Source organism: Olsenella phocaeensis (assembly GCF_900120385.1).
GTDB classification, from domain to species: domain Bacteria; phylum Actinomycetota; class Coriobacteriia; order Coriobacteriales; family Atopobiaceae; genus Olsenella_I; species Olsenella_I phocaeensis.
This window is the reverse complement of sequence record NZ_LT635494.1, coordinates 444,987-461,248: the sequence shown is the minus strand read 5'-3', so window position 1 is coordinate 461,248 and position 16,262 is coordinate 444,987. Positions and strand designations below refer to the sequence as shown.

The 16,262-nt window shown below is 68.3% G+C and carries 14 protein-coding genes and 4 pseudogenes; 5 read left to right on the top strand and 13 right to left on the bottom strand.

Features of this window, described 5'->3' with window-relative positions; genetic code table 11:
- The coding region (locus tag BQ7388_RS02115; protein ID WP_072499673.1) for a homoserine dehydrogenase at positions 1-783 on the bottom strand (783 nt) is incomplete at its 3' end.
- Between the two features lie 103 nt (positions 784-886).
- Between BQ7388_RS02115 and thrC the strand changes: the two genes are divergently transcribed.
- On the top strand, positions 887-2,371 hold the full coding sequence (gene thrC / locus BQ7388_RS02110; protein WP_072499672.1) for a threonine synthase: 1,485 nt from the start codon (positions 887-889) through the stop codon (positions 2,369-2,371).
- Positions 2,368-3,279, top strand: a complete 912-nt coding sequence (thrB, locus tag BQ7388_RS02105; RefSeq protein WP_072499671.1) for a homoserine kinase — start codon at positions 2,368-2,370, stop codon at positions 3,277-3,279. The genes thrC and thrB (BQ7388_RS02105) overlap by 4 nt, the downstream gene beginning before the upstream one ends.
- Positions 3,280-3,882: 603 nt before the next feature.
- Here the strand turns inward: thrB (BQ7388_RS02105) and BQ7388_RS02100 are convergent.
- Genes BQ7388_RS02100 through BQ7388_RS02090 form a run of 3 tightly spaced genes read right to left on the bottom strand, consistent with a single transcriptional unit; the run spans position 3,883 to position 6,139 of the window.
- Complete coding sequence (locus BQ7388_RS02100; RefSeq protein ID WP_009279489.1) at positions 3,883-4,593, bottom strand: ABC transporter ATP-binding protein; 711 nt, start codon at positions 4,591-4,593, stop codon at positions 3,883-3,885.
- Positions 4,594-5,451, bottom strand: a complete 858-nt coding sequence (locus BQ7388_RS02095; RefSeq protein ID WP_072499670.1) for an ABC transporter ATP-binding protein — start codon at positions 5,449-5,451, stop codon at positions 4,594-4,596.
- Positions 5,444-6,139, bottom strand: coding sequence for a branched-chain amino acid ABC transporter permease (locus BQ7388_RS02090; RefSeq protein ID WP_456319920.1), 696 nt, complete (start codon positions 6,137-6,139; stop codon positions 5,444-5,446). Before BQ7388_RS02090 ends, BQ7388_RS02095 begins: the two co-directional genes overlap by 8 nt.
- 114 nt (positions 6,140-6,253) lie before the next feature.
- Between BQ7388_RS02090 and BQ7388_RS11780 the strand changes: the two genes are divergently transcribed.
- Positions 6,254-6,427: a hypothetical protein gene (locus BQ7388_RS11780; protein WP_200781416.1), complete on the top strand. Its 174-nt coding sequence runs from the start codon at positions 6,254-6,256 to the stop codon at positions 6,425-6,427.
- Positions 6,428-6,522: 95 nt separating this feature from the next.
- Entirely contained in the window at positions 6,523-7,659 is a 1,137-nt protein-coding gene (gene thrB / locus BQ7388_RS12835; RefSeq protein WP_456319919.1) for a homoserine kinase, read from the top strand.
- A 603-nt stretch (positions 7,660-8,262) separates the two neighbouring features.
- Here thrB (BQ7388_RS12835) and BQ7388_RS02080 read toward each other — a convergent pair.
- The 5 genes and pseudogenes from BQ7388_RS02080 to BQ7388_RS02060 all read right to left on the bottom strand — a co-directional run.
- Positions 8,263-8,454, bottom strand: a pseudogene (locus BQ7388_RS02080) (ABC transporter ATP-binding protein); the annotation flags it as partial.
- Positions 8,455-8,749: 295 nt separating this feature from the next.
- Positions 8,750-9,625: a branched-chain amino acid ABC transporter permease gene (locus BQ7388_RS02075; RefSeq protein ID WP_040657141.1), complete on the bottom strand. Its 876-nt coding sequence runs from the start codon at positions 9,623-9,625 to the stop codon at positions 8,750-8,752.
- A 156-nt stretch (positions 9,626-9,781) separates the two neighbouring features.
- Complete coding sequence (locus BQ7388_RS02070; protein WP_062530033.1) at positions 9,782-10,984, bottom strand: ABC transporter substrate-binding protein; 1,203 nt, start codon at positions 10,982-10,984, stop codon at positions 9,782-9,784.
- Positions 10,985-11,147: 163 nt separating this feature from the next.
- Positions 11,148-11,621 carry a VanZ family protein gene (locus tag BQ7388_RS02065; protein WP_072499669.1) on the bottom strand — a complete coding sequence of 158 codons (474 nt, stop codon included), beginning with the start codon at positions 11,619-11,621 and terminating at the stop codon, positions 11,148-11,150.
- A 3-nt stretch (positions 11,622-11,624) separates the two neighbouring features.
- A complete protein-coding gene (locus BQ7388_RS02060; RefSeq protein ID WP_129583133.1) occupies positions 11,625-12,182 on the bottom strand; it encodes a hypothetical protein in 558 nt (185 codons plus the stop codon).
- Between the two features lie 367 nt (positions 12,183-12,549).
- Between BQ7388_RS02060 and BQ7388_RS02055 the strand changes: the two genes are divergently transcribed.
- Entirely contained in the window at positions 12,550-13,329 is a 780-nt protein-coding gene (locus BQ7388_RS02055) for an SDR family NAD(P)-dependent oxidoreductase (RefSeq protein WP_072499667.1), read from the top strand.
- Between the two features lie 197 nt (positions 13,330-13,526).
- Here the strand turns inward: BQ7388_RS02055 and rho are convergent.
- The 4 genes and pseudogenes from rho to BQ7388_RS02040 form a co-directional block, all read right to left on the bottom strand.
- Positions 13,527-14,840 (bottom strand): annotated as a pseudogene (rho, locus tag BQ7388_RS02050) (transcription termination factor Rho); the annotation flags it as partial.
- A 122-nt stretch (positions 14,841-14,962) separates the two neighbouring features.
- Positions 14,963-15,427 (bottom strand): annotated as a pseudogene (locus BQ7388_RS12575) (4Fe-4S cluster-binding domain-containing protein); the annotation flags it as partial.
- 209 nt (positions 15,428-15,636) lie between these two features.
- On the bottom strand, positions 15,637-15,765 hold the full coding sequence (locus BQ7388_RS13185; RefSeq protein ID WP_255353929.1) for a hypothetical protein: 129 nt from the start codon (positions 15,763-15,765) through the stop codon (positions 15,637-15,639).
- Between the two features lie 132 nt (positions 15,766-15,897).
- Positions 15,898-16,262: pseudogene (locus BQ7388_RS02040) on the bottom strand (hypothetical protein); the annotation flags it as partial.

The window sequence follows — 16,262 nt, the reverse complement described above, 5'->3', positions numbered from 1 at the left end:
GCCGGGCACGTTGGCCTCGAGGGCGCGATGGCCCAGCACCACGGGCTCGACGCTCGCGGCGAAGCGACCACCCTCCTGCACTGCGCGCCCCAGCAGCCTGAGCGAGAGCCCGCGCGACGCCAGGAGGTCGAGGTCCGCCTTCGTGAGGTTGCGGATGCCGGAGGTGGGGATGTCCGTCCTGCAGGCGCAGCCGAAGGCGACGCTCGCGGCGATGGCGGTCTTGTTGCGCACGTCGATGCCGTCGATGTCGGCCGAGGGGTCCCTCTCCGCGTACCCCAGCTCCTGGGCGCGGGCGAGAACGTCCGCGAACTCCGCGCCCTCGCGCTCCATCGCGTCCACGATGAAGTTGGTGGTCCCGTTCATGATGCCGCCTATGGAGCTGATTCGGTCGATGCGCCGGGCCTTCTCGATGCTGGCGATCCAGGGCACTCCCCCGCCGCAGGTGGCCTCGATGAGGAGGCTCGCGCGCGAGAAGCGCGCCTGGCTCGCGAACTCGTCCAAGTATGCCGCGACCACGGCCTTGTTGGAGGTGACGACGCTCTTGCCGGCAGCGAGGGCCGAGAGGATGTAGCCGTGCGCCGGCTCGAGCCCTCCCATGCACTCCACGACGAGCTCGATCTGCCCGTCGCCCAAGATGTCCTCATAGTCCGAGGTCATGCGACCGTCGTCCAGGCGGCCCGGCAGCTCCAGGATCCGCGTCACCTCCACGCCGAGGTCCCTGGAGGAGAGAATCTGGTCTACCCCGCGTCCCACGACGCCGTGTCCCAGCAGCGCGACCTTCATGAGCTTCCAATCTTTCTACTGTGTGACGGTGACGGGAGGTCCCGCACCCTGCGACTATGATACTTACGAACGTTCTGCGAAACCCGAGGCTAGGAGCGCCACAGTGAGCATGTTCTATCACAGCACGCGCGGCGGCGGCGATTCCGTAACAAGCAGGCAAGCAATACTCGCAGGCATCGCACCCGACGGAGGGCTCTACGTCTCGGACCAGCTGGGCGCCTCCGAACTCGGCGTCGAGGGCCTCGAGGCCACCGGCTACCACGACATCGCGCGCCGCGTCCTGGCCACGCTGCTGCCCGACTTCTCGCCGGACGAGCTCGACGATTGCGTGTGCGGCGCCTACGCCCAGAACTTCGACACGCCGCTCGTGACCCCCGTCACGTCGCTGGGCGACGACTGGCTCCTCGAGCTCTGGCACGGGCCCACCTGCGCCTTCAAGGACCTCGCCCTGCAGATGCTCCCCCGCCTCATGTCCCGCTCGCGCGAGGAAGACGGGCGCAGGGTCATGATCGTGACCGCCACCTCGGGCGACACGGGCAAGGCGGCGCTGGCGGGCTTCGCCGGCGTCGAAGGCACGGGGGTCACGGTCTTCTACCCCGAGGGCAAGGTGTCCGACGCCCAGCGCCTGCAGATGGTGACGCAGCGCGGGGCCAACGTGGCCGTCTGCGGCATCAGGGGCACCTTCGACGACGCCCAGACCCAGGTCAAGCGCATCTTCGCGGACGAGGGCCTGAGGGGGCGCCTCGAGCGGGAGGGCGTGGTCCTCTCCAGCGCCAACTCCATCAACGTGGGACGGCTCGCCCCGCAGGTCGCCTACTACTTCAGCGCCTACGCGCAGCTCCTTGCGAAGGGCGCCATCCGCAAGGGGGACGAGCTCGACTTCGTCGTTCCCACCGGCAACTTCGGAGACGTCCTGGCGGGATACTACGCCAAGCGCCTGGGGCTTCCCGTGGGCAGGCTCACCGTCGCCTCCAACAGCAACAGGGTCCTCTTCGACTTCCTCCGCACCGGCGTCTACGACCGCCGGCGCGACTTCGCCAAGACCATCTCGCCCTCCATGGACATCCTGGTCTCGTCCAACCTCGAGCGCATGCTCTACTACCTGACGGGGGGTGACGCCGAGCGCGTCGCCGACCTCATGTCACAGCTCCGCAGCGAGGGACGCTACGAGGTCACGCCCGACGAGCTCGCGCGCCTGCGCTCCGACTTCGACTGCGGCTGGGCGACCGACGACCAGACCCGCGCCGCCATCCGCGCGGCCTGGGAGGCGGACGGCGTGCTCATCGACCCCCACACCGCCGTCGCCCGCCACGTCATGGGCCAAGGCGAGAGGGGCGGCAACGTGCGCGTGTGCCTCTCCACCGCGAATCCCTACAAGTTCTCGGCCGAGGTGCTGGGGGCGCTGGGACACGATGTGGAAGGGCTTGACGCCTTCGCCTGCATGGACCGGCTGCAGGAGCTCACGGGGACTGTGGCGCCGGCGCAGCTCTCGGCCCTGAGGGATGCCCCGGTGCTGCACGAGGACGTCTGCGACCAGGGCCAGATGGCCGACTTCGTGGAAACCGCCTGCCAGAGGGTCTTCGCGTGAGCGCCGCCCTCCCCCGTGGCGTGCGCGTCCGCGTGCCGGCCACCTCGGCCAACGTGGGCGTGGGCTACGACTGCCTGGGTCTGGCGCTGGACCTCATGGCCGAGTTCTGCTTCGAGCCGGCGGACGAGCTGGCCATAGACGGCTGCCCCGAGCGCTTCCGTGGCGAGGACAACCTCGCCTGGACCAGCTACCTCGAGGCCTGCCGCAGGCTCTACCAGCGTCCGCTCCCCCTGCACCTGCACATCGACTCCCCCATCCCGCTCTCGGGCGGGCTGGGCTCGAGCTCGACCTGCGTGGTGGCGGGGGTCGTGGCCGCACAGCTGCTCCACACGGGCGTGCTGGACCCGCAGGCAGCCCTGGACGTGGCCTGCGAGCTGGAGGGCCACCCGGACAACGTGGCCCCCGCGCTCTTGGGTGGGCTCGTGAGCTCGTTCGTGGACGGACGGAGCACGAGGTCGCTGCGCTTCGACGTGGCCGAGGGCCTGCGCTTCGTGGCCATCGCGCCGCCCTACGAGGTGCGCACCGCCGACGCCCGTCGCGTCATGCCCCAGAGCGTCCCCACCGAGGTCGCCGTGTGGCAGATCGGCCACTGCGTCGCCGCCGTGCACGCCCTTGCCACGGGAGACGCGGACCTGCTCTCAAGCGCCTGCCAGGACCGCCTGCACGAGCCCTACCGAAGCGCGCTCATCCCCGACTACGAGCCTCTGAGGCGCACGGCGCTCGCCGCGGGGGCGGCGGCCTTCACCATCAGCGGCTCGGGCTCGACGATGCTCGCCATCTGCGACGGGGACGAGCCGGCGGGACGCGTGCTCGCCGCCGTCGAGGGCATGGTGGAGAACCGCGTCAATGGGCTCTGGGTCCGCGTGCTCCCCGCTCGGAGCTACGGCGTGGAGTGGGAGCTGGCCTAGGCTGCCAGCGGAGGCCGCCCGTCGCTCTCGCCTTGCCCTGGTGCTTCACCCGTGGTGCGGCCGTGCGAATCCGTGGCGAATGGCGCGCGTCCCTGCTGCGTCCGACGCGTGCAACGCGCGCACAGGCTCGCAACCACAGCGTCCGACACGTCCCGCACCGGCACGAAAGCGTCCGATGCGTACGAGCGCTTCGCGACAACGCCCAACGCGCTTGAACTCGCGACCACAACGCCCGACGCGCTTGAACTCGCGACCACAACGCCCGACGCGCGCGAATATGAGACGACAACGCTCAACGCGTCTGACGACTCGATGTTTGCCCAGTTGGCGGAGACGAGAGAAACGCATTGGACGTTTTCGGCGATATTTCACGCGCACTGGACGTCGTCGATGGCCACACACACGCGTCGGACGCAATCGGCGGTTGCGCGCACGCATTCGACGTTGTCGCGGCCCCGACGCACGCGTCGGACGTAGTCGCGCCCCCACCGCACCCGTACACGTGCGCATGCAACGCAAGCGAGCCGGGCCGCATCGCTGCGACCCGGCCCGAACCCCGCCGTAACATCCACGCGCAATCCACCCGCGTGCAAACGAGAGCGACTAACCCCCCAGATAGGCCCTCTTCACGTCGTCGTCGTGCAAGAGCGCGGCGCCCGTGCCGGTCTTGCTGATCGTGCCCGTCTCGAGCACGTAGCCGCGGTCGGCGATGGAGAGCGCCATCGAGGCGTTCTGCTCCACCAGGAGGATGGTGGTGCCCAGCTTGTTGAGCTCCTTGATGATGGAGAAGATCTCGTCCACCAGGATGGGGGCGAGGCCCATGGAGGGCTCGTCCAGCATGAGGAGGTCGGGCCTGCTCATGAGGGCGCGACCCATGGCGAGCATCTGCTGCTCGCCGCCGGACATGGTGCCCGCAGACTGCCCCACGCGCTCCCTCAGGCGCGGGAAGTGCTCATAGACGACCTCGAGGGTCTTGGCGTTCTCGTCGTCGCTCCTGGTGTAGCCGCCCATGTCGAGGTTCTCGGCCACGCTCATGCGCGTGAAGACGCGACGACCCTCGGGGCAGAGCGCCAGGCCCCTCTCCACGATCTTGTGGGGCTTCACGCCCACGATGCTCTGTCCCTTGAACTCCACCTCGCCGCCCACGGGCCTGAAGAGCCCCGCGATGCAGTTGAGCGTGGAGGACTTGCCCGCCCCGTTGGCGCCGATGAGGGTGACGATCTCGCCCTCCTCGATGTCGAACGAGATGCCCCTCACCGCCTTGATGGCGCCGTAGGAGACGTGCAGGTCGCGCACGGAAAGGATCTTGGACACCTACCTCACCCCCTGCTTGCCCAGGTACGCCTCGATGACCCTTGGGTCGTTCTGGATCTCGTCGGGCGTGCCCTTCGCGATGATCTTGCCGTAGTCCAGCACGCCCACGACCTCGCAGACGCCCATGACCAGGTTCATGTCATGCTCGATGAGCAGGATGGCGATCTGGAACTCGTCGCGGATGCGCTGGATGTTCTCCATGAGCTCTTCGGTCTCGTTGGGGTTCATGCCGGCCGCGGGCTCGTCCAGGAGCAGCACCTTGGGATGCGTGCCCAGGGCGCGCAGGATCTCGAGGAGACGCTGGGCCCCATAGGGGAGGTTGCCCGCCTGGGTCTTGGCGAAGCCCTCCATGTCGAAGATGCGCAGCAGCTCCATGGCCTGGTCGTGGAACTCCGCCTCCTGCCGCCAGTGCTTGGGCAGGCGGAAGATGTCGTCCATCAGGTGCGTGGACATGGAGTTGCCCAGGCCCACCAGGACGTTCTCCTCGACGGTCATCTGGTTGAAGAGGCGGATGTTCTGGAAGGTGCGGGCGATGCCCATCTTGTTGACCTGCACCATGGACTTGCCCGCCGTGTCGTAGCCGTCGATGAGGACGGTGCCGCGGGTGGGCTGGTACACGTTGGTGAGCAGGTTGAAGATGGTCGTCTTGCCGGCGCCGTTGGGGCCGATGATGCCCGAGATCTCGGTCCGGCCCATGGCGATGTTGAAGTCGTCCACGGCGGTGAGGCCGCCGAAGTCGATGCCCAGGTGCTCGGCCTGGAGCACGGGGATCTTGCCCATGTCGCGCTCGGGGATGAGGTTGGGCGTCTCCATCTGGACGAGGACGGAGTGCCTGCGCTTGGAGTTCGTGCTAGGCATCGGCTCGCACCTCCCCTTCCTTCGCAGAGCCTGCCTTGGGCCTGACGCCGCGGATGCGGTCGATCCAGGAGGTCAGCGAGAAGTCGTAGGTTCCCAGGAGGCCCTGGGGACGGAAGATCATGGTGATGATGAGCACCACGGCATAGACCACCATGCGGTAGTCGGCGAAGGCGCGCAGGGCTTCGGGCAGGATGGTGAGCACGGTCGCCGAGATGACGGAGCCCAGCATGGAGCCCATGCCGCCGAGGACGACCATGACCAGCACCTCGATGGACTTCATGAAGCCGAACTTCGCGGGTGCCATGACGCCGATGCAGCCAGCGTAGAGCCCGCCCGCGATGCCGGCGAAGAAGGCCGAGACCACGAAGGCGAGGGTCTTGTAGTAGGTGGTGTGGACGCCGGAGGCCTCGGCCGCAATCTCGTTGTCGCGGATGGCGAGGATGGCGCGGCCGTGGCGCGACTTCATCATCGTGTGGATGAGGAAGAGCGAGACGGCGACCACCACGAAGGTGTTGAGGAAGCTCGTGTAGCTGGGGATGCCCGTGAGGCCCTTGGCGCCGCCCGTGAGGTCGAAGCCCAGGACGCCGTCGATGTTGAGCATGACCACGCGGATGATCTCGGCGAAGCCGAGGGTGATGATGGCGAGGTAGTCGCCCTTCAGGCGCAGGGCGGGGATGCCGATGATCACGCCGCAGACGGCGGCCACGATGCCGCCGAAGAGCAGGCCGCAGGCGAAGAGGGCCGTGGCGGCGGGGCTACCCGTGACGAAGTCGCGNAGGTGCTGGGGGCGCTGGGACACGATGTGGAAGGGCTTGACGCCTTCGCCTGCATGGACCGGCTGCAGGAGCTCACGGGGACTGTGGCGCCGGCGCAGCTCTCGGCCCTGAGGGATGCCCCGGTGCTGCACGAGGACGTCTGCGACCAGGGCCAGATGGCCGACTTCGTGGAAACCGCCTGCCAGAGGGTCTTCGCGTGAGCGCCGCCCTCCCCCGTGGCGTGCGCGTCCGCGTGCCGGCCACCTCGGCCAACGTGGGCGTGGGCTACGACTGCCTGGGTCTGGCGCTGGACCTCATGGCCGAGTTCTGCTTCGCGCCGGCGGACGAGCTGNGTGATTTCATCGAGCACGTCGTTGCGCACAGCGATTTCAGCGAGCACGCTGTTGCGCACAGCGATTTCATCGAGCACGTCGTTGCGCACATCCGCCGCCGCGTTTGCCCAGTTGGTACGACGTCCAGTTGTGCGTTGGAGCGTGGAGGATGCCTGACGTGTGCGAAACGGCGTGGAGGAGGCAGCCGACCGCCGCGCAGACGCCCGGCCGCGCAGACGACGTTACGCCCGCGGCACACCAAAGGAGTCGAGCAGCCGTGCGAAGCGCCCTCGGTCGCAGACGTCCGCGAACGAGAAGCGCACGACCCGGGCCACGCGGGTGAGACGGGACTCCCTGAGGCGCTCGTCGGCNGTGGCGAGGACAACCTCGCCTGGACCAGCTACCTCGAGGCCTGCCGCAGGCTCTACCAGCGTCCGCTCCCCCTGCACCTGCACATCGACTCCCCCATCCCGCTCTCGGGCGGGCTGGGCTCGAGCTCGACCTGCGTGGTGGCGGGGGTCGTGGCCGCACAGCTGCTCCACACGGGCGTGCTGGACCCGCAGGCAGCCCTGGACGTGGCCTGCGAGCTGGAGGGCCACCCGGACAACGTGGCCCCCGCGCTCTTGGGTGGGCTCGTGAGCTCGTTCGTGGACGGACGGAGCACGAGGTCGCTGCGCTTCGACGTGGCCGAGGGCCTGCGCTTCGTGGCCATCGCGCCGCCCTACGAGGTGCGCACCGCCGACGCCCGTCGCGTCATGCCCCAGAGCGTCCCCACCGAGGTCGCCGTGTGGCAGATCGGCCACTGCGTCGCCGCCGTGCACGCCCTTGCCACGGGAGACGCGGACCTGCTCTCAAGCGCCTGCCAGGACCGCCTGCACGAGCCCTACCGAAGCGCGCTCATCCCCGACTACGAGCCTCTGAGGCGCACGGCGCTCGCCGCGGGGGCGGCGGCCTTCACCATCAGCGGCTCGGGCTCGACGATGCTCGCCATCTGCGACGGGGACGAGCCGGCGGGACGCGTGCTCGCCGCCGTCGAGGGCATGGTGGAGAACCGCGTCAATGGGCTCTGGGTCCGCGTGCTCCCCGCTCGGAGCTACGGCGTGGAGTGGGAGCTGGCCTAGGCTGCCAGCGGAGGCCGCCCGTCGCTCTCGCCTTGCCCTGGTGCTTCACCCGTGGTGCGGCCGTGCGAATCCGTGGCGAATGGCGCGCGTCCCTGCTGCGTCCGACGCGTGCAACGCGCGCACAGGCTCGCAACCACAGCGTCCGACACGTCCCGCACCGGCACGAAAGCGTCCGATGCGTACGAGCGCTTCGCGACAACGCCCAACGCGCTTGAACTCGCGACCACAACGCCCGACGCGCTTGAACTCGCGACCACAACGCCCGACGCGCGCGAATATGAGACGACAACGCTCAACGCGTCTGACGACTCGATGTTTGCCCAGTTGGCGGAGACGAGAGAAACGCATTGGACGTTTTCGGCGATATTTCACGCGCACTGGACGTCGTCGATGGCCACACACACGCGTCGGACGCAATCGGCGGTTGCGCGCACGCATTCGACGTTGTCGCGGCCCCGACGCACGCGTCGGACGTAGTCGCGCCCCCACCGCACCCGTACACGTGCGCATGCAACGCAAGCGAGCCGGGCCGCATCGCTGCGACCCGGCCCGAACCCCGCCGTAACATCCACGCGCAATCCACCCGCGTGCAAACGAGAGCGACTAACCCCCCAGATAGGCCCTCTTCACGTCGTCGTCGTGCAAGAGCGCGGCGCCCGTGCCGGTCTTGCTGATCGTGCCCGTCTCGAGCACGTAGCCGCGGTCGGCGATGGAGAGCGCCATCGAGGCGTTCTGCTCCACCAGGAGGATGGTGGTGCCCAGCTTGTTGAGCTCCTTGATGATGGAGNTAGCCTCCCACCGACATGAAGCCGGCGTGGCCCAGCGGCAGCTGGCCCAGGTAGCCCGTGGCGATGTTGAGCGAGACGGCCATGATGACGTAGATGCCGATCTGCTCCAGCACCGAGGTCTGGTAGCGGCTGATGGCACCGCCGTCGATGAGCAGCTCGCCCACGACGAGGAACGCGAGCACGAGGAGGGCGTTTATGGCGTAGCGCACGGGCATGGAGAGGGGCTTCTTCTCCCCCGCCCCTCCGACCACGGTGATGACCGGCTTGGAATCGGGAACTTCCTTGACCATGGGTCGACCCCCCTACACTTTCTCGCTCATGGTGTGACCGAGGATGCCCGTGGGCTTCACGATCAGCACGATGATCAGGAGCAGGAACACCACCGCGTCCTTCCAGACGGACAGGCCGATGGCCGAGACGAAGACCTCGGCGAAGCCGACGAGCAGGCCTCCGATGACGGCGCCGGGGATCGACCCGATGCCACCGAGCACCGCGGCGACGAAGGCCTTGGTGCCCAGCATGACCCCCATGGTGGGCGTGGCCTGCGAGTACGCCATGGAGTAGAGGACCGCGCCTATGCCGGCGAGGGCGGAGCCCATGGCGAAGGTGAACGAGATGGTGGTGTTCACGTTGATGCCCATGAGGCGGGCGGCGCCCATGTCCTCGGACACGGCACGCATGGCCTTGCCGAGCTTGGTGCGCTGGACCAGGAAGGTGAGGATGGCGGTCGAGACCGCGGTCACCGCGATGGTGAGGAGCGCCGTGGGCGAGAGCTGCAGGCTGGCGACCTCGATCGTGCTGGAGTCGATGAAGGAGGGCACCACCTTGGCGTCGGCCCCGAACACCAGCTGGGCGCCGTTCTCGAGGAAGTACGAGACGCCGATGGCGGTGATCAGGATGGAGAGGCGCGGGGCGTTGCGCAGGGGCGCGTAGGCCACCTTGTCGATGAGCACGCCCAGGAGCGTGCAGCCCACGACCGAGAGCAGCACGGCCAGGACGGGGCTGAGCCCGAGCTGGGACATCACGATCCAGGATATGTACGCACCCACCATGATGATGTCGCCATGGGCGAAGTTGAGCAGCAGGATGATGCCATACACCATCGTGTAGCCCAGGGCGACGAGTGCATAGATGCTGCCCAGCTGCAAGCCGTTGAGCACCTGCGTCAAGAACGTCACGGCAAACACTTCCTCTCTCTTGCTCCTGGGCGCCACGGCCATGCGGGGCGGGCGCCTGGTTGTGGCCCCCAGTCTAGGGGAGAGGGGCCGTCGACCTCACGGCAGGGGCGCCGGGAGACAGGCCCCCAGCGCCCCGTGCGATTCTTTGGATGGTGCCTACTCAGCCTCGATGGTGTCGAAGACCTCCTGCTTGCCGCCCTTGAAGGTGATGACCAGGGTCGGCTTGACCGGGTCGCCGCTGCCGTTGTACTTGATGGTGCCAGTCACGCCCTCGGCCTGGCCCTTGGCGATGGCGTCGATGACGGCCTGGCTGTACTCGTCGCTGCCGGCCTTCGCGCTGCCGGCCTCCTCCACCGTCTTGATGCCGTTGAGCAGGACCATGGCGGCGTCGTAGCCCAGGGCGCAGAAGTTGGTGGGCGCGCTCTTGTACTCGTCCTGGTAGGCCTTGATGAACTGCTGGACCTTCTCGTCCTGGTTCTCGCTGACGAAGGAGCAGTCGTAGAAGCAGCCCTCGAGGTCAGCCGCGGAGGCGTACTCCTCGCTGCCGCCCACGATGTTGGACCAGCCGTCGGCCCCCAGGAAGACGCCCTTGTAGCCGAGGGCGCGGGCCTGGGTGACGATCTTGCCGTCGTCCTGGTAGTAGTTGGGGGCCAGGATGGCGTCGGGGCTGGTGGCGATGATGGAGGTCAGCTGGGCGTTGAAGTCGACGTCGCCCGCGGCGTAGGCCTGCTGGGTCGTGACGGTGAGGCCCTTGGCCTGGGCCTCCTCGACGAAGGCGTTGTTCACGCCGACCTCGTAGTCGCCGCCGGAGTTGTAGATGGTGCCGACCGTCTTGTATCCCTGTTCGGCGGCGAAGTCCGCCATGAGCTTGCCCTGGTAGGGGTCGGTGATGCAGGCGCGGAAGGCATTGGATCCATAGCTGATGAAGTCGGCCGCCGTGGCGGATGCAGACACCAAGGGCATGTTGTCGGTGACGGAAGCCTGCGCCACCGCGATGGAGGGCGTGGAGGTGACGTCACCGATGATGCCCACGACGCCGTCCTCGACCATCTTGTTGTACACGTTGACGGCCTCGGTGGCGTCGCCCTTCTCGTCCTGGGTGTTGAGCTCGACCTGCTTGCCGTTGATGCCACCGGCCGCGTTGACCTGCTTGACGTAGAGCTCGGCACCCTGCCTCACGGCGAGGCCGTACTGGGCCACGTCGCCGGAGTACGGCCCCATCAGGCCGACCTTGATGACGGAGTCGTCCGAACCGCCCTTCTTGGAGCCACAGGCCGCAAGGATGGAAGCACCACCCAGTCCTGCAGCAGTCGCGCCAGAGAGCTTGACGAAGTCGCGCCTGGAAAAGTTCGTTGCCATGCTTCCTCCCTTGAAGATGGTCGTGTTGGCTGACAAGGCTACTGTAGGCGGACGGGTCGCAATCACCCTCGGGGAAGTTCAAGGTTTTTATTTCTGTAACACGGGCTTCGCGCGCACGTAACGCGCCGGGCGGGCCCGGGGCGGGACGGGCCGCCAGGCGCGCCTAGGCTCGGGACGGATGCCGGCGGCGCCAGAGGGCCAGGCAGGCCAAGGCGAAGCAGGCACCGCAGAAGTCGATGAGGACGTCGCGCGGCTGGCCCGCGCGTCCGGGCACGAAGCGCTGGATCGTCTCGTCCGCCACGGCCACCGCCAGCGGGTACAGCGCCGGGACGAACCGCAGGCGCCGCGTCCTCGCACTCGGGAGGGCGTCGAGGGCGCGGCGGGCGAGAAGGGCCAGGACCGCGTACTCGCCGAAGTGGGCGCACTTGCGCACCATGAAGGTCACCGCGTTGGCGTCGGTGATGCCGAGGGTATGGAGGAAGGGCGCCAGGAGGCTTGCCACGAGCCCGCTCTGGGCCGAGGACGCGGGCCCCGCCACGAGCGAGTTGCCCCAGACGAAGGCCGTCCAGAGGAGGACGGCGGCCACGCGGGGCGCGAGTCGGGGCTCGCGGCGACGGGCCTCCCTGAAATCGGGCACCGACTAGGCCTCGTTGGCGGCGAGCGCCGGGGCGAGGTGGCGAGGCGCGTGGGCCGATGCCCTCTCCTGGGCGTGGGGGCGCGCGGAGCGGCCGCGGAGCTTGCCCGTGGACCTGAGCTCCTGGCTGCCACCCTCGATGACCTTGAGGTAGTTCCTCGAGCTCGCGCGCGCCGACTCGGAGGAGTTCTGCGAGAACTCCTGGTCGAGGAGGTAGTCGACGTAGGTCTCGGTGTCTACGACCTCGGGATGTCCCGCCGGGGCCCTGAAGGGAATGAAGCTCGTGGGGTTCTCGAGGCCCTCGGGCTCGTCGATGGTCTCGGTGCCGCCGATGGCGTCGCCGAAGCTCGGGAGGGGTGCCACGGCCGCCACGGGCACGGACGCGATCTGGTCGATCCTCTCGCCCATGGCCTTGAGCGCCTGCTCCCAGATGTCGTCGTCGAGCTCGCGGGCGCTGCGCTGCTCGGGGTAGGCTCCCTGGTCGACCTCGGCGACGCTGTGCGCGATCCGCGCGGCGCGCGAGGGCGTGGGGGGCGCCGCCTTGCGGGAGGCACCCCGGCCCATCCAGCTGGGCACGGAGGGCAACGGATCGTCGTCGNCTGCGCGCTGGCCGCGAGGGCGAGGCTGGGGGCGGAGCCCATCGCCACTCCCATCAGACCTGCCACGATGGCCGGACAACGTCCCTCTCGACACATGCGGATGCACCTCCCATGCGGGCTCGGGCGCCCATGGACGGGAACGCGTGGCGGAGCAGGAGAGGCAGGCTTGGTCCAGCATCCAGGGGCTGCTGGCTCGAACAACGGCTTGCTTCGTCTGATCTTCGTGTACCGTCGTGATGTGGACGCCCAGGACCCAAAGCTCCCAGACTGTCTAGATAATACCTATATTCGTGAGTAGTTCAAGCTCAGACCGCATATTGGGGGTGCGAGAGATGAATGACGTCGCAGTGGTGACGGGTGCGAGCTCTGGCGTGGGTCGCGAGTTCGTGCGCCAGCTCGACGCGGGCGCGGGAGGGCCCCTCGACCAGATCTGGCTCGTCGCGCGCAGGAGGGACGTCTTGGACGAGGTCGCCGCCGGCTGCTCCACGCCCACCCGCGTGCTCGCGCTGGACCTCACGCGCCGCGAGGACCTGGACGAGCTCGCCGCAGCCTTAGACGGCGAGGAGGCCCTCAGGCTGCAGTGGCTCGTCAACTGCGCGGGCTTCGGGAAGTTCGGCGACTTCGCGGCGCGCCCGCTCGGAGAGGCGCGCGACATGCTGCTCCTCAACTGCCTGGCGCCCCTGGAGTGCAGCTACCACGCCCTGCCCCACATGGTCGCCGGCTCGCGCATCGTCAACCTCTCGTCCATCGCGGGAGTCATCCCCCAAGCCGGACTCAGCGTCTACTCGGCCACTAAGTCCTTCGTGCTGGAGCTCTCGCGCACCCTCGACCACGAGTTGGAGGGGACGGGCATCCACGTGACGGCCGTCTGCCCCAAGTTCATGCGCACCGGCTTCTTGGACGAGCCGGGGGACGCCGGCGTGGCGCGCGGCATGACGCGGATCGGCTTCGAGGACGTGGATAGGGTCGTGAGGCGCGCGATCGCCGGCGCGATTGCGGGGCGACAGGTTGTCATCCCCTCCTGGGACATGCGTGCGGCGGCCCTCACGGCAAGGCTCCTTCCCGCCCGGGCCGTCATGCGGGCCGAGGGGTGGCTGCTGCGGGAGGGATAGCGCCTCTCGCCTGGAGGCACGTCGTCTCGCGCGCTGGCACGAGATTTCACACGCTGATTCATCACCTCACGCGCGCTGGCACGAGAACGGCTCCGCAAAAAAAGAAATTCTGCGGAGCCATTTTCTGTGACCTGCGCCTTTGCGAGGGCGCTCGGCAAGATTTCAATTTTTGCGGAGCGGTGCCGCCCCACCCACCCCTACAGGTAGTCTGCCTGCTGGGCCTTCTTTGCCGAACGGATGAGGAACTCCTCGTTGTCGTTGGTCGCCTTGAGGCCCTTGACCAGGGCGGAGGCGGCGCGCTCGGTGCTGTTCATGTTGGCGAGGACGCGCCTGATGCCCCACACGAAGGGCTGGAGCTCCGCGTCTATCAGCAGGTCCTCGTTGCGCGTGCCGGACGAGACCGGGTCGATGGCCGGGAAGATGCGCTTGTCGGCCAGGTCGCGGTCGAGCTTGAGCTCCATGTTGCCGGTGCCCTTGAACTCCTCGAAGATGACCTCGTCCATCTTGGAGCCGGTGTCCACGAGGGCGGAGGCGAGGATGGTCAGCGAGCCGCCGTTCTCGATGTTACGGGCGGCGCCCAGGAACTTCTTGGGCGGGTACAGGGCCGCGGAGTCCACGCCACCCGAGAGGATGCGGCCGCTGGCAGGCTGCGCCAGGTTGTAGGCGCGTGCCAGGCGGGTGATGGAGTCGAGGACCACCACGACGTCCTCGCCCAGCTCGACGAGGCGCTTGGCGTGCTCGATCACGAGCTCGGCCACGGCAGTGTGGTTGTCTGCCGGCATGTCGAAGGTCGACGCGACGACGGTGCCCCTGATGGAGCGCTCCATGTCGGTGACCTCCTCGGGGCGTTCGTCCACCAGGAGGCAGAAGAGGTGCACCTCGGGGTTGTTGGCGGCGATGGACTGGCACACGCGCTTGAGGACCGTGGTCTTGCCGGCCTTGGGCGGGGACACGATGAGCCCGCGCTGGCCCTTGCCGATGGGTGCCACGAGGTCGATGGCACGCCCCGTGATGGACTCCCTGCCATGCTCCATGACCAGGCGCTGGTTGGGATAGATGGGCGTGAGGTCGCGGAAGCGGGGGCGGTTGCGCATCTCCTCGGGAGGGCGCCCGTTGACGCTCTGGACCCTGTGGAGGGGCGGGAACTTGCTGTTGTTGTTGCGGGCGGGAGCCACCGAGCCGGTCACGTAGTCGCCAGGACGCAGGCCGTACTGGCGGATGAGCTGCTGGTAGACGAAGGCGTCATCGTCGCCGGACATGTAGTTGCCCGTGCGGATGAAGCCGTAGCCCTCGTTCTGTATCTCGAGCACGCCCTCGACGGAGCGGAAGCCCTCCTGGCGCGCCGCGGCGAGGTAGACCGCCTCGGCGAGGTCCTTCTTGCGGACGCCCACGTACTCGACGCCGAGCTCCGCCGCCTTGGAGCGCAGCTCGGCGACCTTCATCGCGGCCACGTCGTCGCGCGAGAGGCTGGGCTCCACCGACTGCTCCTGACGGCGGTTGCGGCGCTTCTGGTTGTTGCGACCGTTGCGCCCGGAGTTGCTGTTCCATCCCTGCTGGCCGCGGTCGCGCTGGCCGGGCTGCTGGAAGTCCCCCTGGTCCTTCTTGCTGCGACGGCGGCGGCGGGGCTCGCGNCGTCCACGACGTCCAACATGCCCTCGACGACGGAGGCGAGCTCGTAGCCGCTGGTGTTGCACACGACGGGCAGCGCCATGCCGGCCGCGCGGGCCAGACCCACCGCCTCCCTGACCTGCGGCGCGAAGTGCAGGGGGGTCACGAGGTTGACGTTGAGCGCGCCCTGCGCCTGGAGCTCGAGCATCATCTGGGCGAGGCGTGGCGTCGTGACCTCGAGGCCGAAGCCCTCCTGGGATATCTGGTGGTTCTGGCAGAAGACGCAGCGGAGGGGGCAGCCGGTGAAGAAGATGGCGCCGGAGCCCGCCTCACCTGATATGGGGGGCTCCTCCCAAAAGTGGAGCGCCGAACGGGCGACGCGCAGGGTGGAACTAGCGCCGCAGAAGCCCGGCCTGCCTGCCGCGCGGGAGGCGTGGCAGCGACGGGGGCAGAGCTCGCAGCTCGCATATGCTTCGGACGAGAGTTCCATGGGCGTCCTTCCTGGCGACGCTCCTGTTGGACGGGGCCGTTGCCGGTTGCGGCACGGGAGCGACGACGGCACGGCGACGCCAGAGACTCTATCACTGCCGGACGGACGCCACGGAGCCGCCACGCGCCCATCCGCGCGCTTGTGAGCCTCGCCGGGCGGCCGAGAACGCACGCCACTCTCGCCCGCCACGCGCGAACGCACGACCAGCATCATTCCGCACGTCGTTGATTTCGCACGTCGTTGCGCACAGTGATTTCATCGAGCACGTCGTTGCGCACAGCGATTTCAGCGAGCACGCTGTTGCGCACAGCGATTTCATCGAGCACGTCGTTGCGCACATCCGCCGCCGCGTTTGCCCAGTTGGTACGACGTCCAGTTGTGCGTTGGAGCGTGGAGGATGCCTGACGTGTGCGAAACGGCGTGGAGGAGGCAGCCGACCGCCGCGCAGACGCCCGGCCGCGCAGACGACGTTACGCCCGCGGCACACCAAAGGAGTCGAGCAGCCGTGCGAAGCGCCCTCGGTCGCAGACGTCCGCGAACGAGAAGCGCACGACCCGGGCCACGCGGGTGAGACGGGACTCCCTGAGGCGCTCGTCGGCGAGCAGGTCGACCGTCGCCCTCCCCCGCGTCATCGTCGGGTCGACGTACTTCTGGCGCCCGTCGAGCTCGCCCGCCACGAGGGTCCCATCGGGAAGGCGCCAGAGAAAGTCCACCCTGCTCACCTGGCCCGACAGGGGGTCGACGAACTCCGCCTGGAGCTCGGGGGCCGCAAAACCGAGCTCGATCATCGCCGCACGGGCGATCGACTCCCCGCCGCTCTCCGCACGCCGGTCGG

What these genes read in the sequence shown, in the direction of transcription:
- BQ7388_RS02095 (WP_072499670.1), bottom strand. Translation starts at nt 5,451, where the DNA reads ATGCCTAGCACGAACTCCAAGCGCAGGCACTCCGTCCTCGTCCAGATG.
- BQ7388_RS02070 (WP_062530033.1), bottom strand. Translation starts at nt 10,984, where the DNA reads ATGGCAACGAACTTTTCCAGGCGCGACTTCGTCAAGCTCTCTGGCGCG.
- BQ7388_RS02060 (WP_129583133.1), bottom strand. Translation starts at nt 12,182, where the DNA reads ATGGGCCGGGGTGCCTCCCGCAAGGCGGCGCCCCCCACGCCCTCGCGC.
- BQ7388_RS02055 (WP_072499667.1), top strand. Translation starts at nt 12,550, where the DNA reads ATGAATGACGTCGCAGTGGTGACGGGTGCGAGCTCTGGCGTGGGTCGC.